Consider the following 20,545-nt stretch of genomic DNA (forward strand, 5'->3'; position numbering starts at 1 on the left):
CCATGGCCGCGACACGTGTAAATCGCCGGATGGGACGCATCCTCGCGATGGCGGGCAAGGAAGTGCTGCACATCCGCCGGGACATCCGCACCCTCTATCTGGCGCTGGCGATGCCCGTATTGATGCTGGTGCTGTTCGGCTTCGGCATCAGCTTCGACGTGGACCATCTGGAGCTGGTCGTCGTGGACCAGGACCGCACGGACCTGTCGCGTGAGCTGGTGCGCCAGGTCACCGCGTCCCAGGAGTTCGTGGTCGTCCAGGACGGCACGTCGCCGGACGAGGCGCTCGGAGCGCTGCGCCGGGGCGCCGCGACGGGCGTGTTCCTCATCAACAAGGGCTTCGCCGAGGACGTGAAGCGCGGGGGCGCGCAGGTCCAGTTGCTGGTGGACGGCTCCGACGGCAACACGGCCACGCAGGCGCTCGCCAAGGCCCAGGCCCTGGTCGAGATGGCGGGTCGGAACCTGGGAGGCCCGGTGCGGGTGACCGCGCCTCCGCTGGAAGCGCGCGTTCGCACGCTATTCAACCCAGATGCGCGCTCCGCGATGTTCCTGGTGCCGGGACTCGCGGCGTACCTCCTGGCCATCGTCGCGGTGCTCATCACCGCGCTGACGGTGGCGCGCGAGTGGGAGCGCGGTTCGATGGAGCAGCTCTTCGCGACGCCCGTGGGCCGACTGGAGATCGTCGTGGGCAAGCTGCTGCCCTACCTGGGCATCGGCCTGCTCCAGGTGCTGCTGGTGCTCACGGTGGGCGCCTGGGTATTCGACGTCCCGGTGCGCGGAAGCCTCCTCGCCCTGGGGCTGGGCTCGTTCCTGTTCCTGGTGGGGATGCTCGGCCAGGGGCTGCTCATCTCCGTGGTGACGCGCAACCAGGTGGTGGCGACGCAGGTGGCGACCATCACCTCGGTGCTGCCGTCGATGCTCCTGTCAGGCTTCATCTTCCCGATTGAGAACCTCCCGCCGCCGCTCAAGCTCATCAGCACGCTGATACCGGCGCGGTATTTCGTGGCGACGCTGCGCGGGGTGCTGCTGCGCGGAAATGGCCTGGACGTGCTGTGGCCGCAGTTGGTGGCCCTGGCCCTGTTCGCGGCCCTCGTGCTGGCGGTGGCGACCCGTCGCTTCCAACGACGTCTGGACTGAAAGGAGGCTCGCGAGCATGCATCCGCTGGTGGTGCAGTACCGCGCGGTGGTGGTGAAGGAAGTGCGCCAGACGGCGAGAGATCGCCGCGTCATGGCGCTCCTGACGCTGGCTCCGTTGATTCAGCTCTTCATGCTGGGCTTCGCGGTGAACTTCGACGTGCGCCATGTCCCCACGGTGGTGGTGGACCGGGACAAGACGGCGGAGAGCCGCGACTACGCCCGCGCCCAGCTCGCCGGGGACACCCTCGACTTGAAGGCCGAGGTCGCCGACGAGGTCGCCGCCGAGGAGGCCCTGGAGCGCGGCGAAGCCTCCGTGGCGCTCATCTTCCCCCGCGACTTCCAGAAGGACATGCTGCGAGGCCAGGGGGCCCAGGTACAGGCGCTGGTGGATGGCTCGGACCCGACCCGCTCGTCCGTCGCGGCGAACGCGGTGGCGCAGTACGCGGTGCTCCGGGCGATGCGCATGGCGCGTGAGCAGGCCCAGGGCCAGGGCGAGGCGGCCCCCCGCTCCCCGGTGGAGCTGGTGCCTCGCGTCCTCTACAACCCGGAGCTGTCCACGTCCGTGTACGTGGTGCCGGGCATCGCCGCGATGCTGCTGCTCATCGTCACCACGGTCATCATGGCCATGGGCCTGTCCCGCGAGCGCGAGACGGGAACCCTGGAGCAGCTCCAGGTGACGCCGCTGCGGCCCGGCATCCTGATGATGGGCAAGGTGACGCCGTTCCTGTTGATTGGCCTGGTGGACGTGGGGCTCGCGCTGAGCGTGGGCGCCTGGGTCTTCAAGGTCCCCTTGCGCGGAAGCCTCACGCTCGTCGCGGTGGCCACCCTCTTCTACTTGCTGTGCACACTGGGCGTGGGGTTGCTCATCGCGACGGTGAGCCGCACGCAGCAGCAGGCCTTCGTCGGAGGGTTCCTCTTCGTCCTGCCCGCGGTGCTCCTGTCCGGAGTGATGAGTCCCATCCGGGCGATGCCGGACTGGCTGGCGTGGGTGACATACCTGAACCCCGTGCGCTACTACGTGGAGGTGCTGCGCGGCGCGCTGCTCAGGGACGCGGGGCTGGCGGACCTGTGGCGGCAGGTGCTCGCGCTCGCCGTCTTCGGCGCCATGATGATGGCCGTGGCCGCGCGCCGCTTCCACAAGACCTCGGCCTGAGCCCCCGAGGGCGCTTGCTCAATCCGCGGGCAGGGTCGCCAGAAGGCCCTGCTCCTCGGGGAGCGACTGGGTCTTCCACCAGAACGTGGCGGCGTGCTTGTTGCCGCTGTCGTGCCGCTGCGTCCACTTGAAGGCCCCCGTGCAGTTGGGGCCATCCGTCAGCGTCAGCTCGCTCGCGGCGATGGCGTGGTCATCCCCATCGAAGTAGCCGGGGTGCTTGCAGACGCCCACGACCTGGAGTCCTTCGTCGCCCTTCCCCGCCGGACATCCCGAGCCGATGGCATACGTGGGCGTCGAGGCGTTGTAGGCGATGGACGACGACGTGCTCAGACTCCCGCTGGAAGCCACGCCGGTGGCCCGCGCGAAGACCCAGTCGAGGATGCGGTCCCTCGCGGCGGTCACGGCCTGCGCATGTCCGGACGCGCTCGGGTCGGTGATGGTGCCGTGGCAGAACGAGCCGTACTTGATGCCGTGGGACGGCCGCCACGTCTTGCCCGCCGCGGGCGTCATGCCCAGCCCCACGGCGAGGCCACTGCCCTGCGCATCGAAGGGCAACGAGCCGTCGCTGTAGCCCGTCCACAGCGAGGGCGAGCAGCTCGCCCAGGACGTGAGCATCAGCGCGTGCTTGTTGCGCGCCACCCAGTCCGCCGCCGGGAAGCCCCCGACATTGCCCGCGTACTCGCACCACCCGTTGCCCGGAGCACACGAGTCCCCGTACCCGAGGATGACCTCTCCGTTCTTGCAGGTGGTGACGAAGCTGGCCGCGCCGACGACGTTGTATTTGCTGGTGCCCAGCGAATCGACCATGCCCTGGATGGACACCACACCGGCGATGCGTCCTTGCACGCCCCAGTCCTGGGTGCCGACACCGTCCACGCCCACGTTGGCGGCGACCTCCAAGGCCACCCGACCGCCGGTGCTGTGTCCCACGAGCAGGACGTTCTTCGCGTCCGAGGGGAATCTCCGCTCGATTTCGCGCGCCAGCCGGTAGCGCCACTCGTAGGCCGTGGTGCAGGGCGCGCCCTGGCGTGACGCGGAGCACCCCGGGTCTCCCGCCTCCCAGTCATCCATGTTCAAGGGATTCGTCGAGTCCGAGGGGTGATGCGCGGAGGCGGGCGCGGTGTAGAGGTTCGCGCGAGCGCTGCGCACCACCACCGTCGTCCCGGGATGCGCGGCCTCGTAGGCGGCGATGCGCGCGGGAAGCGCGGCGTTGATGGCCGCGTCGAGTTCGTCCAGGGAGCCCTCGGCACGCTCGCGCTGGCCCTGACACCCCTTCACGCCGTGCACATACAGGAGGTTGAGCTGCACCGTTCCCTGCTGCGCCAGCGCGGCGACCGTGCCGCCCGGGTCTGCCACCTCGGGGAGCGAAGACTCCAGGGGACCACAGCCAGACAGACCTACCACGCAGGACAGCATCAGCCAGTGACGCGGCGCCATGGTGACGGCTCCAAGCCTCGAAGAGGGGGCGCTACCGTAGTCCAGGACGCACCCGTCGTGGGGACTCGCGACCAGGGAAACAGGCGGCACGTGTGCTCGCTCGCGCGTCCTCGCACTGTGACTGGAAAGCCCGGCGGGCGTGCGTTACAGCCCCGCTCCAGCATGTCCCAGACCGCCGCCTCCGCCCTCTCCGTCTTCCGCCACCGCGACTTCCGCACGTATCAAATCGCCCGGCTCTGCGCGGTGCTCGCCATGCAGATCGAGTCGGTGGCCATCGGCTGGCAGGTCTACGAGGTGACGGGCAGCGCCCTCGCGCTGGGCTACACGGGGCTGTCCCAGTTCATCCCCTTCCTCGCCTTCTGTCTCGTCGGTGGCCAGGTCGCCGACCGGTTTGATCGCCGCATCATCCTCGCCATCTGTCAGAGCGTGATGTTGCTGTGCAGCCTCGCGCTCCTCGCGTTCTCCCTGGGCCACATCCGGGACGTGCGCTTCGTGTACGGCGTCCTGGTCCTCTTCGGCACGGCTCGCGCGTTCTACGCCCCCGCGGGGTCGGCGATGACGGCGCAGTTGGTGCCGAAGGACGAGCTGACGCGCGCGGTCGCCGTGAACTCCACGACGTGGCAGGTGGCCACCATCGCGGGCCCGGCGGTCGGCGGAGTCCTCTACGGCTGGGCGGGCGCCACCGGGGCCTACCTGGGCTCCGCGTCGCTCTGCGCGCTGACCGTGGTGTGGATCCTCTCGCTGAAGGTGCGGACCGGGCGGGCCTCGGCGCAGCCGCTGTCCTTCTCCACGCTCGTGGCGGGGCTGGGCTTCGTGCGCCGGCAGCGGTTGCTGCTGGGGAGCATCACGCTGGACCTCTTCGCCGTGTTGCTGGGCGGCGCGGTGGCGCTCCTGCCCATCTACGCGCGGGATGTCCTGCACACCGGCCCCTTCGGGCTGGGACTCTTGCGGTGCGCGCCAGCGGCGGGCGCGGCGGCGGTGGCCATCGTCCTGGCGATGCGTCCCCTGGGCGGCCGGGCCGGCTGGAAGATGTTCACGGCGGTGGCCATCTTCGGAGCCGCGACGCTCGTGTTCGGCGTGAGCAAGTCCCTGCCCTTGTCGCTGGTGGCGCTGGCCATCGCGGGCGCCGCCGACATGGTCAGCGTGGTGGTGCGCCACACGCTGGAGCTGATGGCGACACCGGACGAGATGCGCGGGCGCGTGGGCGCGGTGAACATGATGTGCATCGGCGCTTCCAACGAGCTGGGCGAGTTCCGCGCCGGCTGGCTCGCGGAGCATGTGGGCGCGATTCCGGCCGTCGTCACGGGCGCCGTGGGCACGCTGGCCATCGTCGCCATCTGGGCCTGGGGCTTCCCCGAGCTGCGGAAGGTGGACCGGTTGGAGTCCGCGGGCCACACCTCACCTCCGGAGCCACAGCCGGCGGAAGCCTCCACGGCCCAGGCGGGCTGACCCGAGCGCACGCGCGGCGCCCGGGTCCACGGCTCCTGCCCGCGAGGGCCAGGGCATCACCACCAGGGTCCATCCGAGGCCAGCGAGCCGCATCCGGGCGCGGCCCTGGCCCAACCCGGATGCGCTGTGTCTCTCAGGCCCGCGCGCCTTCGTAGCTGACGCTCAGCCCTCGGTGCGTCACGGTGATGACGGGGCGCCCGAGCCATCCGCAGTGCTTGCAGACGCCACTGGGACCCGACGCCGTGACACGCACCGGCAGGTCCGCCGCACAGACAGGGCATCCTTCGGGAATCGTGAAGTCGCGCGAGGCGGGGTGTGCTTCGGTCATGCATTCGACGTAACGCAGCTTTCGACCTCCGCAACCGAGGCGGCCACTCGCCGGACAAGCGGCCTGGCGAGCGTCCGCCCCGCTCACGCGGCTTCGTCGAGGAGGCGGCGGTAAGCGCGGACGACGTCCGCATCGGAGACCTTGTCCAGGCCCTCGCTCACCTCGTGGTCCGTCGCGACGACTCCGGGCACGCGCGTGGGACCGAACCCTCCCGTCCAGATGCCCGTCTCCCGCGCTACGCGGAAGGCGTGCATCGAGAGCGCTTGCGCGTCACCTCTCAGGTAGACACGGAACGCGTTCGTCTGCGCCGGACGAGGCTGCACGGTGAGGCGGGTGTCGGCGGCCAGCGCCTCGCTCAGCGCCTTCGCGCGACGAACCTGCCCCGGGATTCGCGCCAGCACGCCATCCAGGCGCATGGCCGCGGAGGCCACATAGGGCGTCAGGTGGAACAGGTTCCCCCCATGGCGGTGCCGCCAGATGCGCGCCTCGCGAATGAAGTCGCGGCCACCCACCAGCATCGCGCCGCCCAGCGCGCCCACGCGCTTGTAGAGGGACACGTAGACGGAGTCGAAGCCCCGGCAGATCTCCGAGAGGGGCCGATTGTAGAAGGGCTGGCACTCCCACAGCCGCGCCCCGTCCATGTGGAGCTTCACGCCCTTCTCGCGGCACGCCCGCTTCAGCTCCTCCAACTGCTCCCACGTCTGGAGCTGACCGCCCAGCCACCGCACCGGCAGCTCGACGCTGACGACGCCGAGCGACTCCGGTGACTCGAGCACGTCCTCGGCCAGCATCGGCCGGTTCCAGGGCGAGAGGATGACGTCATGCAGCCCATGCAACAGGACGTGGCTGCTGTCCTCGTGCAACACATGATGTGACGAGGGGTGGACGCCGAAGTTCCGGTTCTTCGCCGCGTCCGCGTAGCTCCGCAGCGCGATGAGCTGCGCCATGGTGCCAGTCGGCATGTAGCAGCCCGCCTCGAAGCCCAGCATCCCGGCGACCTTCTTCTCGAAGCCGTCGATGAACTCACTGTTGCCGTAGAAGTCCCCCGTCACGCCCTGCCGACGCATCCACTCGCCGATGGCGACGAGCTCCGCGCCCGGGTCATCCGACGCGTACACACCCGTGAGGGTTCCCCGGCAGGCCCGGCGGATCTCCTCCACCTCCGCCCGCGACAACTCCCCGGGAGCCCCCTTCGCCTCCTTGCGGGCTTTCGCCGGCGCGGGCGACGCGGCTCGCGCTGGAGCACTCCAGAGCGCGGTCCCCGCGAGCAGGCTGGTCAACGACAGGAACTCACTGCGACTGAACTGATGACGGGACACGGGACACCTCGACCACGGGGCAAGCCTCCGCCGCTCCCTCGAGCGTAGCCCCCGCCGCGCCACGGCTCATCCGATTCCCGCCTCCGACACACTCCCGCGCCTCCCAGTCCCGCGTCCGGACACATTGTTTCAATCCCTGACGCTGCGCGCTCCACCCACACCGCCCGCCCCAATCCCTGACGCAACGCAATATCCGACCGTCCCCCGGTCTCTGACGCATCGCAGTACTGATTCAGTATTCATGTCCCACCAACAAGAAAGGTGAATCACCCTTCAACTTCATTTGCCGCCGGGACCACCCGTTTGGTACGGATCGCGGTGCTGTCACGGAAAGACGTGCCAGCGCCTCTCCCCACAACACAGCTAGCGATTGCAACGGAGCTACATATGGCAACGCGTCGCAGGGTTTTCCGCGCGGTGGTGGCTGTTGTCGGCATGGTCGGCATGGCGTGCTCGAACCAGGATCCAGTGGTCGAGGGGCCCGGTCCGGACACCGAGGTCCCCGCCGCCATCAAGGCGTGCCGGGAGCGCATCGCCGCGAAGACCTCCGAACTTCAGGCGGCGAGCATCGACATCGCGACCTGGCCCATCCAGGACGCGGAGGAGATGAAGGAGATCACCACCGCGGCGCCGCAGACGCAGGAGACCTACCGCGCCTATGACGGCAAGTACCGGCCCCTGTCGAACCATCCGGGTTGTTCCGTCGACAACCTCTACTACGACAAGGCGAACAGCACCGGCACCACGCCGTACAAGGACGGCAACAACGACGGCAAGTGGACGGGCAACACCGCCTTCGGAGGTCCCAACAGCGCCACCGACTTCATCGGCGGTGACGTGGCCAGGATCCCCGGCTTCTCCTGTGCCGCCAAGGAGTACGCCCAGGCCAACGAGGACACCTCCAAGCCCATCATCATCCTCGTCCACGGCAACTCCACCCGGCCGCACACCTGGGAGAAGTTCATCCTGCCGCCGGGCACGTCGGTCAACACCGCCACGGAGAACGTCCAGTTCACCGGGGACACCGTCGCCAGGAATCAGCTCGCGGAGACGCTCATCGCCCAGCGCTACCGGGTCATCGCGGTGGACTTCCGCACGGACATCGTCCCGGGCATCGACCCGTCCACCAACAACACCACCCAGAACGCCGCGGGCAACATCGACCATGGCTGGTCCACGCCCATCCTCCAGTCGCTCATCAAGGCGGTGATGAAGGACCAGCCCAACCGGAAGGTGGCGCTCATCGCGCACTCGCTCGGCGTGACGGTGGCGCGCGACGCCCTGCGCCGGCTGTACGTGGAGTGGCGCACGGGCCTGGCGGGCGCCATCAACCCCTTCCCGCAGGTCAGCCACGTCATCCTCGGCTCGGGCGCCAACCACGGCGTGTCCACGTATGACCCGGCCGCCGGCCAGCTGTGCTCCACCAACAGCACCATGCGCGGCACCATCGTCTGTGAAATGGGCAGCCGCTCGAACTACTCCCAGACGTACTTCCACAAGCCGCTCAACGGGCCGCGCGACCTGTTCGCCACGCCCTGCGCGGACGGCGACTACGCCTTCGGCAAGACGGGCCAGTGCGGGGACAACGTCGTGAAGTACTTCACCCTCACGATGACGGACAAGGAGCGGGGCACCAACTACCAGGACTTCTATGTGTCCGAGGCGGCCTCGCGCATCGAGATGGAAGGCTGCGTGACGAACACGCTGACCACGCTCAACGACTACGACACGAGCGGCTACTTCAACCGGGGCTTCATCGCCAATCACTTCGGCTCGTTGCGCTCGACAGCGGGGCTCGACCTGACGCTGCGCTACCTGGCCGAGTAGCCCCGTCCCTTCCCCTCCAGTCGGACCGGCGCGCGGATTCCTCACCGCGCGCCGGTCCGAGCCCTTCCCGCCCTCCCCTTCGAGCCCCCCATGAAGCGACTCCCCTTCACCGCGTCCCTCTGCGTCCTGGCCCTCGGAACCGCGCCCGCGGCATGGGCCCAGAGCACCACCCCACCCCCTCCCGCGGAGGCCCAGGCGGAGCCCACGCCCGCCGAGGCGCCGGCGCCCCAGGCCACCACCGACGCGACGTCAGCCGGAGAGCTCGCCGCCGAGAAGCCCACGGCCAAAGAGGCGGCCAAGAACCCCGAGGAGATGGCGGGCACCACCGAGGTCGTCGACACCCGCCCGCCGCCCGTCACCCGGCCGAGCCTGGCCGTAGGCAACGAGACGTTCTACGTGAAGCCCGTGCTCGCGCTCGCGGGCGGGCTCCACGTGGAGAACCTCATCCAGACGCTCAACCGCAACCGGGAGAGCCGCGCGACGACGGTGGCGCTCACCCGCTTCGGCTTCGAGGGACGCCTGGGGCAGTACGTCTCCTTCCGCAGCGAGTTCGAGCGCAACATCCGCGCGCACGGCTCCGGCGTGTGGGAAGGCACCGCGTCCTTCAGCGTGAGGGACCAGGTCATCCGGCTCCAGCGCTGGGGCGTCACGCTGGAGGCCGGCATCATCGTGGACCCGGCCAGCGTGGACTTCATCTCCACGCACATCGCGGACACGCTGCTGGCGGACAAGTACACGCGAGACCCGCTGCTCTACAGCGGCTTCAACCGGGGCCAGGGCGCGCAGGCCGCCTACGAGTGGAACGGCTTCCGCCTGGGCATGGGCTTCACCGCGGCCAACCCGCTGAGCACCTCCAGCTCCTACCAGGTGGGCGGCTCGTTCGGTGGTGGCAGCCGCTTCTGGGAGCGCCCGCTGGCCAACTACCGCAATGGCCAGCCCGATGACGACCTGCACTTCCAGGTCCTCAGTCCCTCGCTGTCGTACTCGCACGAACTGTTCGAGGCGAAGGCCATGGCCCAGGTCTTCGACGTGAACTACCAGACGACGTCGCGCACGGACCCGCTCCTGCACGGCAACAACCTGCGCGGCAACCTGCTGTTCAAGCTGCACGCCGACGTGGGCATCCCGCTCTTCATCACCCCGTTCTTCAACTTCGCGCGCGTCCAGAACGACGTGACGAACAGCACGCCGGGCTTCGCCGACCAGCTCCTGGGCACCCACTACACCGCCACCAGCCTGGGCGCGGGCGTGGACGTCAACCTCCACGGGCGCTCGGGCATCGGCGTGCAGTTCAACCGCGTCGCGGACCGCTCTCCCTCCTTTGTCGCGGCCACCGGGGACGCGCCGGCTCGGGAGCCCGTCACCCGGACGACGCAGACCTTCCTCAACATCGGTGGCACCTACTGGTTCACCGAGGACGTGGCGATTGGCGGCCGGTACGCGCGCCACCAGAAGAAGCAGGACGGCGTCGCAGACGAGATTGACGCGTCCTACTTCCTGACGCTCCGCCTCCAGCTCTAGCCCGCTCGCCGCCGTACGCCACGCAGCCCGAGGTCCAGCCCAGAGGAGCAGCCCCATGGAAGCACCGGCGCACGAGCAGCGGGACTCCATCCTGAAGGTGGCGGTGGCCAGCTTCATCGGCACCGCCATCGAGTGGTACGACTTCTTCCTCTACGGGACGGCGGCGGCGCTGGTGTTCAACCGCCTGTTCTTCCCGTCGTTCGACCCGCTCACCGGGACGATGGCGGCCTTCGGCACCTTCGCCGTGGGCTTCATCGCCCGGCCCCTGGGCGGAGTCGTCTTCGGGCATTACGGAGACAAGCTGGGCCGCAAGGCGATGCTCAGCGCCACGCTCATGTTGATGGGAGTGGCCACCTTCGCGGTGGGCCTGCTGCCCACGTACGACACCGTGGGCGCCTGGGCTCCCGCGCTGCTCGTCCTCTTGCGGCTCATCCAGGGCTTCGGACTGGGCGGCGAGTGGGGCGGCGCGGTGCTGATGGCGGTGGAGCACGCCCCCGCGCATCGCCGGGGTTTCTACGGGAGCTGGCCGCAGATGGGCGCACCCGCGGGCCTGCTCGTGGCCACGGCGGTGTTCAGCTACTTCTCGCGGATGCCCGACGCCGCGTTCCTCGCGTGGGGCTGGCGTGTCCCCTTCCTGCTGAGCGCGGTGCTCATCGGCATGGGCGTGTTCATCCGTCTCAAGGTCGCGGAGTCGCCCATCTTCAAGGCGCGCCCGAAGCAGGAGGCCGCCGAGAGCCTCCCGGTCATGGACGCGCTTCGCCAGTACCCCCGGCAGATCCTCCTCGCCATGGGGGCGCGCTTCGCGGAGAACGGCTTCTTCTACATCATCACCACGTTCGTCCTCTCCTACGGCACGGAGCGGCTGGGGCTGCCACGCACCACGCTGCTCAACGGCGTGCTCATCGCCACGTCCGTCCACCTGGTGGCGATTCCCGCGTTCGGCGCGGCGTCGGACCGCTTCGGCCGACGTCCCGTCTACCTCGCCGGCGCGCTGGGCTGTGGGCTGATGGCCTTCCCCTTCTTCTGGCTCCTCGACACGAAGGAGACGGGGCTCATCTGGCTGGCGATTACGCTGGGCATCATCGCCCACGCGGCCATGTACGGCCCGCAGGCCAGCTTCTTCTCGGAGCTGTTCGGCACTCGCGTGCGCTACAGCGCGGCCTCGCTCGGCTACCAGATGGCGTCGGTGTTCGCCGGAGGCCTGTCGCCCGTCATCGCCACCGCGCTGCTGGCCCGCTCCGGTGGACAGGCGTGGCCGGTGTCGCTCTACATGGTGGCCCTGGCCGTCGTCACGCTCGTCTCCGTCTGGCTGTCCGCGGAGACCTACCGCGCCCAGCTCACGGAGGCGCCCCCCACCGGGGACTCGCTCAGCGAGCCGTCCAGCCGCAGTCCATCACCTGCGCGGACCCCGTGATGCCCCCCGCGGCGTCCGAGCACAGGAAGCCGATATAGGCGGCGACCTCCTCGGGCTCCAACAGCCGCTTCACCGCCGCGGGCGCGAGCATGATCTTCTCCACGACCTCCGCTTCGGTGAGGCCGTGGATTCGCGCCTGGTCGGCGATCTGCTTCTCCACCAACGGCGTGCGCACGTAGCTGGGGCACACGGCGTTCACCGTGACGCCCCGGTCCGCGGCCTCCAGCGCCACCGTCTTCGTCAGGCCCATCAGCCCATGCTTCGCGGACACGTACGCCGACTTGTACGGCGAGGCGACCAGCCCATGGAGCGACGACACGTTGATGATGCGTCCCCACTTCCGGGCATACATCAGCGGCAGCGCGTGCCGCGTCAGCACGAAGGGCCCCACCAGCATGATGCGGATGAGCTGCTCCCAGCGCTCCTCGGGGAACTCCTCCACCGGCGCCACGTGCTGCACGCCCGCGTTGTTCACCAGGATGTCCAGCCGCCCCCACTCCCGCTCGGCCCGCCCCACCAGGGCCCGACAGTCCTCGCGCGAGGACACGTCCGTGCGCTGGAAGAGCGCCCCTGGAAGTCGCGTCGCGGCCTGGACCCCCGCCACCTCGTCCAGGTCCGCCAGCAACACCTTCATCCCCTGGGCGGCCAGCGACTCCGCCACCGCGAGACCGATGCCGTGCGCGGCCCCCGTCACCACCGCGCATCGACCTGAAGGTGAATTCATGTTCATGTCCCCATCGTGGCGGAACCCGGCGCGCGGGGCAATGCCGTGGGAGCGCGCGGCCCATGCCGCACCCCGCCTTGAAGCGCCTGACGCATTCGGGCGAAGGTGGAGGTCTCCATGGCGGAAAGTTCATCTCGCGCGAGGACGGCTGGAGCATGGCGAAGCTGGCCCCGCTCGCTCATCCTGGCGTTGGGGCTGGGCATCCTCGTCTCGCTGCCGTCCTTGCGCGTGGGACTGCTGCTCGATGACCTGGTGCACCGGCTCGCCCTCTCCGGACAGGTGGCGTCCCTGGGTGACTGGGGACCGCTGACGCTCTACGAGTTCGTGGGCGGTCCGCGCACGGACCCGGCCCGCTTGAGGGAGTCCGGGCTCTTGCCCTGGTGGGCGTCGGACTCGCTGTCGGTGCGCTTCTTCCGTCCCCTGCCCAGCGCGCTGCTCACCGCCGACGCGTGGCTCTTCGACGACGCCCCCTTCCCCGCGCACCTGCACAGCCTCGCCTGGTTCCTGGCGCTGGTGACGCTGGTCGGCTGGCTGCACCGGCGGCTGTTGCCACCTTCGCTGGCCGCGCTGGCCACGGTCCTCTACGCGGTGGCCGCCGCGCACCTGTTCCCGGTGGCCTGGCTCGCCGCGCGCCACCCGCTCGTCTCCGCGCTCCTGGGACTGCTCGCCCTGGCCGCCCACCTGCGCTACCGCGAAGAAGACTGGAAGCCCGGCCGAGTCCTCGCGCCGCTCGCACTGGTGGCCGCGTTGTTCTCCGGCGAGGCCGCGCTGGGCGCGGTGGGGCTCATCGGTGCCTATGAGGTCTTCGGCCGCCGCGAGGGGTGGCGCCAGTGCGCGCGGCTGCTCACGCCCTACGCACTGCTCGTCACGGCCTACCTCTTCTTCTATGCGAGTCAGGGCTACGGCGCGCGCGGCAGCGGCGGCTATCTGGACCCGATTGGCGCGCCCGGGGCCTTCCTCGCCACCCTCCTCCAGCGCGTGTGCATCCTCGTGGGGGAGCTGGTGGTGGCCACGCCGTCCGACGCGGCCTCGGGAACCCCAGAGCTGCACTCCGGCTTCGCGGCCTGGGGCGCGCTCGCCACCGTGGGCGCGCTGCTGATGCTGCGCGCCCTCCAGTCGCGCCTGTCCGAACAGGAGCGCGGCACCCTGCGCTGGCTGTTGCCCGGGGGCCTGGCGGCCACGATTCCCGGCGCGGCGGGAATCATCGGAGGACGCGTCCTCATGGTGCCGCTGCTCGCGGGGAGCGCACTGGTCGCGGTGCTCATCCTCCGGGGTTGGGCGGCGGCGCGCGAGGCCACCCTCCCTCGCCGCCACCAGCTCCTGCTCCGGTCCGCTGTCGTGGTGCTCGTGCTGGGCCACTGCGTGCTGGGCCCCTTGTTCCGGGTGGGCCTGGGCGTGGCGCTGGGCCGCATCGCGGAGGCGCAGTGGCGCATCGCCCGCGAGGCCCCGCCCTGCGCGGGGACAATGGTCATGGTGGCCGCCGCGGACCCGAGCATCTCGCTCTACGTGCCCGCCGCCATGCTGCTCCAGGGCCGCGCCCCTCGCCTCTACCGGCTGCTCAGCGCCGCGCCACACGACCATGTCCTCGAGCGGACCTCCCCGGAGGCGTTCGACCTCGTCGTGAGCGGCACACCGCGACACCCGGGGTTCTGGGAGCTGGTCAATCGGGACACGCCGCCGCCCATCGGCACGAAGCTGCGGCTGGGGGACCTGAACGTCACGGTGCTGGAGTCGAACGAAGGGGGCTTCACGCGCGTGCACTTCGACTTCGGAAAGGCCCTGGAGTCGACCGAGCTCTGCTTCGTCACGTGGAGCGGAGACGGGCTGCGCGCGCTCACGCTTCCGCCTCCTGGCGAACACCTCGCTCTGCCTTACAGCCGAGGGCCAGCGGGGCTTTGAACACTCCAGTGCCGACGGCTGTGCGTGAGCCGACGCGGCGCTGGGAATCCTTTTGCCTGTCATGCGGGAACGGGGCCGGATTCGCGGCACTCCACCCTTGCCCCCATCGGCCCCATGACCCCACTTCGCTTCCTTCGTCTCGCGCCGCTGCTCGCGTGCGCTCCGCTGTGCCTCGTCGCCTGCAATGACGACGACGGTGATGACTCCGTCCTGCCGGGCGCCGCCCAGTTCAAGGTGATGACCCGCAACCTCTACCTCGGCGGCAACATCGAGCTGCTCGCCACGGCGCAGACGCCCCAGCAGATTCCCGCCATCGCCGCGCAGCTCTACACGACGGTGCAGGCGACGAACTTCCCCGAGCGCGCCAAGGCCATCGCGGACGAAATCCAGAGCACCAACCCGGCCCTCGTCGGCCTGCAGGAAGTCTCCCTCTACCGGACCCAGAGCCCGAGCGACTTCGCCTCCAACCCGGTGCCCAACGCGCAGACCGTGACGTACGACTTCCTGGCCATCCTGCTGGCGGAGCTGCAGAGCCGGGGGCTCAACTACCGCGCCGCCGCGACGGTGCAGAACGCGGACGCGGAGGTCCCCGCGGCGCTCGCGGGCAATGCAACGGACCTCACGGACGTGCGGCTCACGGACCGGGACGTCATCCTGGCGCGCGGTGACGTGCAGATCGCCAACGTGGTGACGGGCAACTACGCCTATGCCCAGGAGGTGCCCGTCGGCGGCGCGTCGATTCGTTTCCTGCGTGGCTTCAACAAGCTGGACGCCACGGTGGACGGCGCGCGCATCACCTTCGTCAACACCCACCTGGAGACGTTGCGGCCCGGCAACGAGAACCAGGCCACGGAGCTGGCCGCGCTCGTCAACACCTATGACCGGCCGCTCATCGTCGTCGGAGACCTGAACACCGGACCGGGCGCGGCCACCACCGGCTATCCCACCATCGTCGGCCCGGGGACGGGGCTCGTCGACGCCTGGTCCACGGTGGGCACGGGTGACGGCTTCACGTGCTGCTTCAGCGAGACGGTGAACGACGCCAACACGGATGCGCTCGACGAGCGCATCGACCTGGTGCTGTACGCCGGGGACAACGTCAATCCCCAGTCCGCGGTGGTGGTGGGCACCCTGATTGACGACCGCACGAACTCCGGCCTCTGGCCGTCGGACCACGCGGGCCTGGTGGTGGAGTTCCGGGTGGACGACTGACCCTGGAGACACAGGGGGCTGGAGGTCTCCCGAGGCAGGGAGTATTCAGCCCCCGACATGTCTCTACGCCTCGTCAAGCGGCTCGCGCGGGACTGGTTCCTCCTGGGGATGCTCGGTGCCGTCGGGCTCGCCCTCCTCTTCCCGGACTTCGGCCGGTCCGGCGGCGCGATGCATGCCGACGTCGTCACCAACGTCGGCATCTTCGCCGTGTTCTTCCTCCACGGGCTGGGCATGCCCATGGCCCAGCTCAGGGCCGGAGCGCTCCAGTGGCGCCTGCACGTGCTGGTGCAGTCGTTCACCTTCGGGGTGTTCCCCGCCCTCTGGCTCGTGCTCAACCTCGTCTTCGGGGCGTGGGTGCCGGCGGACGTGTCGCTCGGCTTCCTGTTCCTGTGCGCGGTGCCGTCCACCATCTCCTCGTCCGTGGCGATGACGGGCGTCGCCCGGGGCAACGTGGCGGGGGCCATCTTCGACGCGAGCCTGTCCAGCCTGCTCGGCATCTTCCTCACGCCGCTCATCGTCGGGCTTCTGGCGCGCACCACCGGGCAGTCGCTCTCGCTGGGGGACGCCATCCTCAAACTGTCCCTGCTGCTGCTCCTGCCGCTGGCGCTGGGGCAGCTCGCACGGCCGCTGCTCGGCGCGTTCTTCGCCCGCTACCGCAAGTACACCAACGGCGTGGACCGGCTGTTCATCCTGGTGCTCGTCTACGCCTCGTTCTGCGACTCCGTCGCGTCCGGCATCTTCAGTCGCCATGGCGGCGCCATCGTCGCGCTCATCCTAGGGGGCGCGGTGCTCATCCTCGCCACCGTGCTGACCCTCAGCACCCTGACGGCGCGCAGACTGCGGTTCTCCACGGAGGATGAGATCGCCGCGGTCTTCTGCGGTTCGAAGAAGACGCTGGCCTCGGGGGTGCCCATGGCGCGGCTCCTCTTTGGGGCACACCCTGGACTGGGGCTCATCGTCCTGCCCCTCATGTTCTACCACCAGCTCCAGCTGCTCGTCTGCTCGGTCCTGGCTGAGCGCTATGCGGCGCGCCCACCGGCGCAGTGAGCCAACTGGTTGCCTGAGTCAATGGCTTCCCCGACAATGACCTCGAACGGCACGGCGCCTTGGAGACAGGACTGAATGGCACAGACTCGACGGGACCAAGGCGTGGCGGCGGTGCGGCACTTCAATCGCTTCTACACGCAGAAGATTGGCGTGTTGGACGAGGGGCTCTTGAACAGCGAGTTCTCGCTGACCGAGGCCCGCGTCATCTACGAGCTGTTCCACCGGGAGACCCCCACCGCGGCCGAGCTGAGCCGTGAGCTGGCGTTGGACCCGGGCTACCTCAGTCGCCTGCTCCGCAACTTCGGAACGCAGGGGCTCATCGAGAAGGTGACGTCCGCGACGGACGGTCGCCAGCACCTGGTGCGCCTGACGGCGAAGGGAGAGCAGACCTACGAGCGGCTCAACAGCCGCTCCCACGACTCCATCCGCGCGCTCATCTCCCCGCTGAAGACCGACGCGCGCCAGCGACTCCTGGAGGCCATGCAGACCATCCAGGAACTGCTGGGTGAGAAGCCCCCTGCGTCGAGCGCCGACGTCGTGCTGCGCCCCCACCGCCCTGGGGACATCGGCTGGGTCATCCACCGGCACGGCGTGCTGTACAGCCAGGAGTACGGCTGGGACGAGCGCTTCGAGGCGCTGGTCGCCAGCGTCGCCGCGAAGTTCATCCTGGAGCAAGAGCCCGCCCGGGAGCGCTGCTGGATCGCCGAGGTGAATGGGCGAAGTGTCGGCTCCGTGTTCCTGGTCCGGGACACGAAGACGGTGGCGAAGCTGAGGCTGCTGTTGGTAGAGCCCTCGGCGCGCGGTCTGGGCATCGGTACCCGGTTGGTGGACGCGTGTGTGACCTTCGCGCGTGAAGCCGGTTACCGGAAGGTGCGGCTGTGGACGGACAGCCAGCTGCATGCCGCGCGTCGCGTCTACGAGGGCGCCGGCTTCGTGCGCGTCAGCACGGAACCCCACCAGGAGTTCGGCGAGGGACTCATTGGCGAGACGTGGGAGCTGAAGCTCTGACGAACGAGGCGGCCTCCCCGGAAGGAAGCCGCCTCGAGCGACTGCGCGCTGGCAGAGGTGGGAGCACCGTCCCACCGTGCCGGTGAGTCGCCGGACTACAGCGGACTCACGCAGGTGCAGGTGCTGGACGCGCCGTAGCAGGCGGCGCTGCTGCCAGCGGCCACCACCGAGTAGCAGGTGTTGTGGCCCGTGAGGACCTCGGTGTCCACGTAGCTGGTGCTCGTCTCGGTGGCGACTCGCGCCTTGCCGTACGTGCAGCCGTTGACTCCGTCCGACTTCATCACCCAGTACTGCGTCGCGCCAGCGACGGGGGCCCAGCTCAGTGAGACCTGTTCAGCGGCCGGTATCACGGTGACAGTGGGCTTCGCCGTGGGGCCTCCCGTGCATCCGCTGTTCATGGGCGTGGGCGTGGCACAGGCGATGTTGTGGCGGCTGAACGCGGCGTGGATGGCCGTCATGTGCGGCGTGCCATCGTTGATGTTGCCGTTGTCGTCATCCGCCGCCAGCCACTGCTTGTAGCCGTTGGTGGCCCCGCAGCCATCCGACGTGCCTGCGGTGCAGTTGCAGGCGTGCCACGAGCCGATGTTGCCGCTGCCCTGATAGAACACCTTGTTCCCGATGTTCTGCGCCGTGTTCCAGTCGTAGTTGAACGGAGGGAGCTGGAGGTCCCGGGCGACGAAGTCCCATGCCGCCTGACGTACCGGAGACCCGGCGCAATGCACCTGCCGGCTGCACGGACCCGTCCCGATGGAGCAGCGGGTGCAGACGAAGTTCTGCGGCGTGGTGGGCGTCGGCGGGTTGTGGGCCGCGTAGTCGGCGTCGCGGACACCGGAGCAGTTGGTCGCGCACCAAGGGGCCCCCGTCTGCGCCTCGTTCACGAGGCGGCCCGTCAAATCCTCCGTCACGCCGCAGCCCGTGGCGAGGGTCAGGTAGATGCCGTAGCCCACGCAAGATCCAGGAGACCTGCCTATGGTCGCCGTGGACGCGGGGTCGAACGGCTGGCGGTACATGGCCGCGATGTCACCGTACGCCTCGCTGGAGTTGCTCAGCGTGCCAGCCGTGTCGTTGTCGTCCATGCCGTGGCCCCACTCGTGGTCGAGCACGCCGCCAATCTCACCCGTGTTCCGGCACCCTCCGCCGCTGCGGTAGAAGTTGACCGTGGAGCCGTTCCAGAAGGCGTTGCAGGTGTTGTTGAGGTGGACGTTCGCCGTCAGGGAGGCCTGCAGCCACGCATTGGTGGGCAGCCAGCCACGGGCGAGTTCCTTGATGCGGTTCAGCTCGTAGAACGCGGTGCGGGTCGCCCTGGTGTTTCCACCGTCGGGAGTTCCGCAAACACCATCGACTGTCCCCAGCGCGATGTCGCCGTCCGGGCCCGTGGTGCTGACGCTGAGTGGACAGGCGGGAACGACCCGAAGGTAGCGGCCCGTCAGCGTCGTGGTCGCGATTTGGGGAGGAGGAGGAGGACTGAACACCCCATGGCCATCCGCGAAGACACCCGGCGCGACATCGGCCCAGGGCATGGGGTAGCGCGGCTGCATCGCGCCGCAGAACGAGCCCGCCGGACACGTCGCGGGCACGCCCGTGTTGGTGTACGGATAGACACCGCCGTTGACCGAGGCGTAGTGGTTGTCGTCCTCGAGCGCGAGCACGTCACCGGTAGCCGCATCCACCGTCACCTTCCAGCGCTCATGCTCACCCTGGAGCTGGAAGCCGTACGTCCACACGAGCTGGTGGCCCATGCCCTTGCCGAAGCCCGCGCCCGGAATGGAGACCGGCGCGACCTCCAGCGTGGGCGCCTGCCAGACGGCGGCCGGGCTCTCATAGAGGCCGAAGCGCTCGTGCGCGACGACCATCGCCCGGTCCGCGTCCACCAGCGGCATGGGCGAGAGCGCCACGTTCGTCCACGACTCGGTGCCCAGCAGAATCAGGTTACCGTGGCTGATGGTGGCCGCCAGCCGTCCATGCCGGACCGGCACACCCTGGTGCTGCTGGACGATGGAGACCTGCCACAGGTCCGGGGTGATCTGATCCACCCGGGCCTGGCCCAGTTGGAGCATGTCCACGCCCACTGCGGCGCGGTTGGCCTCCACGAACTTGTAGACGAGGTCGACGACGACGCCGCCATCCACCTTGTCCACCGAACGCCCGAGCTGTTTGCCCAGGCTGCCCAGCGTCAGCTTGTTGCCCACGCCATTGCCCGGGATGAGCGGAACGGCGCCCTGGATGTTCGCCGTGGTGCCCGTGACGGAGTCGACGTAGATCTCGAAGTTGTTTCCGTGACGAGCGAAGAAGTCGTCCCAGACCTTCGCCACATCGGGGCTCAGCTTGGGCAGAGCCTCTTTGAGCAGCACTTGCCCACTGGCCAAGGACAGCTCAGGCTTGAAGAACGCCTGACTCGCCAGGGAGCCCTTCGGAGGAGTAGCGGGAGGGGTGAAGCCCCACGCCTGGGACGTCGCCATCACTGCCATACATACGGCGGCTTTCAAGACGCTGCGCATGCGGTGCTCCTTCAGATGAAGGACCAACAGGACGCATCATTGGCCAAGTGCGGAAGTGCGAACCCACGAGGTGGCCTCTCCTGCAGGGAAGCCACCTCGAATGAATGCGCCGTCAACGGAGGGAGCATCTTTTCAGCGTGCCCCCTCCGCGCCGACGCCCTGGGGCGCCGCGATGGACTACAGCGGGCTCACGCAGGTGCAGGTGCTAGACGCGCCATAGCAGGCGGCGCTGCTGCCCGCGGCCACCACCGAGTAGCAGGTGTTGTGGCCCTTGAGGACCTCGGTGTCCACGTAGCTGGTGCTCGTCACGGTGGCGACTCGCGCCTTGCCGTACGTGCAGCCGTTGACTCCGTCCGACTTCATCACCCAGTACTGCGTCGCGCCAGCGACGGGGGCCCAGCTCAGAGAGACCTGTTCAGCGGCCGGTATCACGGTAACAGTGGGCTTCGCCGTGGGGCCTCCCGTGCATCCGCTGTTCATGGGCGTGGGCGTGGCACAGGCGATGTTGTGGCGGCTGAACGCGGCGTGGATGGCCGTCATGTGCGGCGTGCCATCGTTGATGTTGCCGTTGTC

Annotated in this window: 15 protein-coding genes and 1 pseudogene; 10 read left to right on the forward strand and 6 right to left on the reverse strand. The window is 69.2% G+C overall.

The window, feature by feature from the left end; all coding sequences use genetic code 11:
* Window positions 1-2: 2 nt before the first annotated feature.
* Together HUA75_RS45335 and HUA75_RS45340 are read left to right on the forward strand one after the other, a co-directional pair.
* The gene (locus HUA75_RS45335) at window positions 3-1,136 is read left to right on the forward strand and encodes an ABC transporter permease (protein WP_174490029.1); all 1,134 of its coding nucleotides are present in this window, start codon (window positions 3-5) and stop codon (window positions 1,134-1,136) included.
* A gap of 16 nt (window positions 1,137-1,152) precedes the next feature.
* Window positions 1,153-2,289 (forward strand): ABC transporter permease, encoded by a 1,137-nt coding sequence (locus HUA75_RS45340; protein ID WP_174490030.1) that lies wholly within the window; start codon window positions 1,153-1,155, stop codon window positions 2,287-2,289.
* Between the two features lie 18 nt (window positions 2,290-2,307).
* Here HUA75_RS45340 and HUA75_RS45345 read toward each other — a convergent pair whose 3' ends face one another.
* On the reverse strand, window positions 2,308-3,726 hold the full coding sequence (locus tag HUA75_RS45345) for a hypothetical protein (RefSeq protein ID WP_174490031.1): 1,419 nt from the start codon (window positions 3,724-3,726) through the stop codon (window positions 2,308-2,310).
* Window positions 3,727-3,888: 162 nt separating this feature from the next.
* Here HUA75_RS45345 and HUA75_RS45350 point away from each other — a divergent pair, with 162 nt between their 5' ends.
* Window positions 3,889-5,175: an MFS transporter gene (locus HUA75_RS45350; protein ID WP_174490032.1), complete on the forward strand. Its 1,287-nt coding sequence runs from the start codon at window positions 3,889-3,891 to the stop codon at window positions 5,173-5,175.
* A 133-nt stretch (window positions 5,176-5,308) separates the two neighbouring features.
* Here the strand turns inward: HUA75_RS45350 and HUA75_RS45355 are convergent, their stop codons facing one another.
* Window positions 5,309-5,503, reverse strand: coding sequence for a hypothetical protein (locus HUA75_RS45355; protein ID WP_141647343.1), 195 nt, complete (start codon window positions 5,501-5,503; stop codon window positions 5,309-5,311).
* An 83-nt stretch (window positions 5,504-5,586) separates the two neighbouring features.
* Window positions 5,587-6,822 (reverse strand): beta-eliminating lyase-related protein, encoded by a 1,236-nt coding sequence (locus HUA75_RS45360; protein WP_174467483.1) that lies wholly within the window; start codon window positions 6,820-6,822, stop codon window positions 5,587-5,589.
* Between the two features lie 387 nt (window positions 6,823-7,209).
* Here HUA75_RS45360 and HUA75_RS45365 point away from each other — a divergent pair, with 387 nt between their 5' ends.
* The 3 genes from HUA75_RS45365 (at window position 7,210) to HUA75_RS45375 (ending at window position 11,584) form a co-directional block, all read left to right on the forward strand.
* Window positions 7,210-8,649, forward strand: coding sequence for a triacylglycerol lipase (locus HUA75_RS45365; RefSeq protein WP_174490033.1), 1,440 nt, complete (start codon window positions 7,210-7,212; stop codon window positions 8,647-8,649).
* Between the two features lie 90 nt (window positions 8,650-8,739).
* Entirely contained in the window at window positions 8,740-10,170 is a 1,431-nt protein-coding gene (locus HUA75_RS45370) for a hypothetical protein (RefSeq protein WP_174490034.1), read from the forward strand.
* Between the two features lie 55 nt (window positions 10,171-10,225).
* Window positions 10,226-11,584 carry an MFS transporter gene (locus HUA75_RS45375; protein ID WP_174490035.1) on the forward strand — a complete coding sequence of 453 codons (1,359 nt, stop codon included), beginning with the start codon at window positions 10,226-10,228 and terminating at the stop codon, window positions 11,582-11,584.
* Here the strand turns inward: HUA75_RS45375 and HUA75_RS45380 are convergent.
* A complete protein-coding gene (locus HUA75_RS45380) occupies window positions 11,538-12,308 on the reverse strand; it encodes a 3-hydroxybutyrate dehydrogenase (protein ID WP_217440839.1) in 771 nt (256 codons plus the stop codon). The genes HUA75_RS45375 and HUA75_RS45380 overlap by 47 nt on opposite strands.
* A 117-nt stretch (window positions 12,309-12,425) precedes the next feature.
* On the opposite strand from HUA75_RS45380, the gene HUA75_RS45385 reads away from it, so the two are divergent.
* From HUA75_RS45385 to HUA75_RS45400, 4 genes are all read left to right on the forward strand, one after another.
* Window positions 12,426-14,207, forward strand: coding sequence for a hypothetical protein (locus tag HUA75_RS45385; protein WP_174490036.1), 1,782 nt, complete (start codon window positions 12,426-12,428; stop codon window positions 14,205-14,207).
* Between the two features lie 114 nt (window positions 14,208-14,321).
* Window positions 14,322-15,419, forward strand: coding sequence for an endonuclease/exonuclease/phosphatase family protein (locus HUA75_RS45390; RefSeq protein WP_174490037.1), 1,098 nt, complete (start codon window positions 14,322-14,324; stop codon window positions 15,417-15,419).
* A 57-nt stretch (window positions 15,420-15,476) separates the two neighbouring features.
* Window positions 15,477-16,466 carry a bile acid:sodium symporter family protein gene (locus HUA75_RS45395; protein ID WP_174490038.1) on the forward strand — a complete coding sequence of 330 codons (990 nt, stop codon included), beginning with the start codon at window positions 15,477-15,479 and terminating at the stop codon, window positions 16,464-16,466.
* Window positions 16,467-16,541: 75 nt separating this feature from the next.
* Window positions 16,542-17,474 (forward strand): helix-turn-helix domain-containing GNAT family N-acetyltransferase, encoded by a 933-nt coding sequence (locus HUA75_RS45400; RefSeq protein ID WP_174490039.1) that lies wholly within the window; start codon window positions 16,542-16,544, stop codon window positions 17,472-17,474.
* A 95-nt stretch (window positions 17,475-17,569) separates the two neighbouring features.
* Here HUA75_RS45400 and HUA75_RS45405 read toward each other — a convergent pair whose 3' ends face one another.
* Together HUA75_RS45405 and HUA75_RS45410 are read right to left on the reverse strand one after the other, a co-directional pair.
* Window positions 17,570-19,972, reverse strand: coding sequence for a hypothetical protein (locus HUA75_RS45405; protein ID WP_217446580.1), 2,403 nt, complete (start codon window positions 19,970-19,972; stop codon window positions 17,570-17,572).
* A 177-nt stretch (window positions 19,973-20,149) separates the two neighbouring features.
* Window positions 20,150-20,545: pseudogene (locus HUA75_RS45410) on the reverse strand (endopeptidase); the annotation flags it as partial.

Source organism: Myxococcus sp. CA040A (genome assembly GCF_013336725.1).
GTDB classification, from domain to species: domain Bacteria; phylum Myxococcota; class Myxococcia; order Myxococcales; family Myxococcaceae; genus Myxococcus; species Myxococcus llanfairpwllgwyngyllgogerychwyrndrobwllllantysiliogogogochensis.

What these genes read in the sequence shown, in the direction of transcription:
- HUA75_RS45335 (WP_174490029.1), top strand. Translation starts at nt 3, where the DNA reads ATGGCCGCGACACGTGTAAATCGCCGGATGGGACGCATCCTCGCGATG.
- HUA75_RS45340 (WP_174490030.1), top strand. Translation starts at nt 1,153, where the DNA reads ATGCATCCGCTGGTGGTGCAGTACCGCGCGGTGGTGGTGAAGGAAGTG.
- HUA75_RS45345 (WP_174490031.1), bottom strand. Translation starts at nt 3,726, where the DNA reads ATGGCGCCGCGTCACTGGCTGATGCTGTCCTGCGTGGTAGGTCTGTCT.
- HUA75_RS45350 (WP_174490032.1), top strand. Translation starts at nt 3,889, where the DNA reads ATGTCCCAGACCGCCGCCTCCGCCCTCTCCGTCTTCCGCCACCGCGAC.
- HUA75_RS45355 (WP_141647343.1), bottom strand. Translation starts at nt 5,503, where the DNA reads ATGACCGAAGCACACCCCGCCTCGCGCGACTTCACGATTCCCGAAGGA.
- HUA75_RS45365 (WP_174490033.1), top strand. Translation starts at nt 7,210, where the DNA reads ATGGCAACGCGTCGCAGGGTTTTCCGCGCGGTGGTGGCTGTTGTCGGC.
- HUA75_RS45370 (WP_174490034.1), top strand. Translation starts at nt 8,740, where the DNA reads ATGAAGCGACTCCCCTTCACCGCGTCCCTCTGCGTCCTGGCCCTCGGA.
- HUA75_RS45375 (WP_174490035.1), top strand. Translation starts at nt 10,226, where the DNA reads ATGGAAGCACCGGCGCACGAGCAGCGGGACTCCATCCTGAAGGTGGCG.
- HUA75_RS45380 (WP_217440839.1), bottom strand. Translation starts at nt 12,308, where the DNA reads ATGAATTCACCTTCAGGTCGATGCGCGGTGGTGACGGGGGCCGCGCAC.
- HUA75_RS45385 (WP_174490036.1), top strand. Translation starts at nt 12,426, where the DNA reads ATGGCGGAAAGTTCATCTCGCGCGAGGACGGCTGGAGCATGGCGAAGC.
- HUA75_RS45390 (WP_174490037.1), top strand. Translation starts at nt 14,322, where the DNA reads ATGACCCCACTTCGCTTCCTTCGTCTCGCGCCGCTGCTCGCGTGCGCT.
- HUA75_RS45395 (WP_174490038.1), top strand. Translation starts at nt 15,477, where the DNA reads ATGTCTCTACGCCTCGTCAAGCGGCTCGCGCGGGACTGGTTCCTCCTG.
- HUA75_RS45400 (WP_174490039.1), top strand. Translation starts at nt 16,542, where the DNA reads ATGGCACAGACTCGACGGGACCAAGGCGTGGCGGCGGTGCGGCACTTC.
- HUA75_RS45405 (WP_217446580.1), bottom strand. Translation starts at nt 19,972, where the DNA reads ATGCGCAGCGTCTTGAAAGCCGCCGTATGTATGGCAGTGATGGCGACG.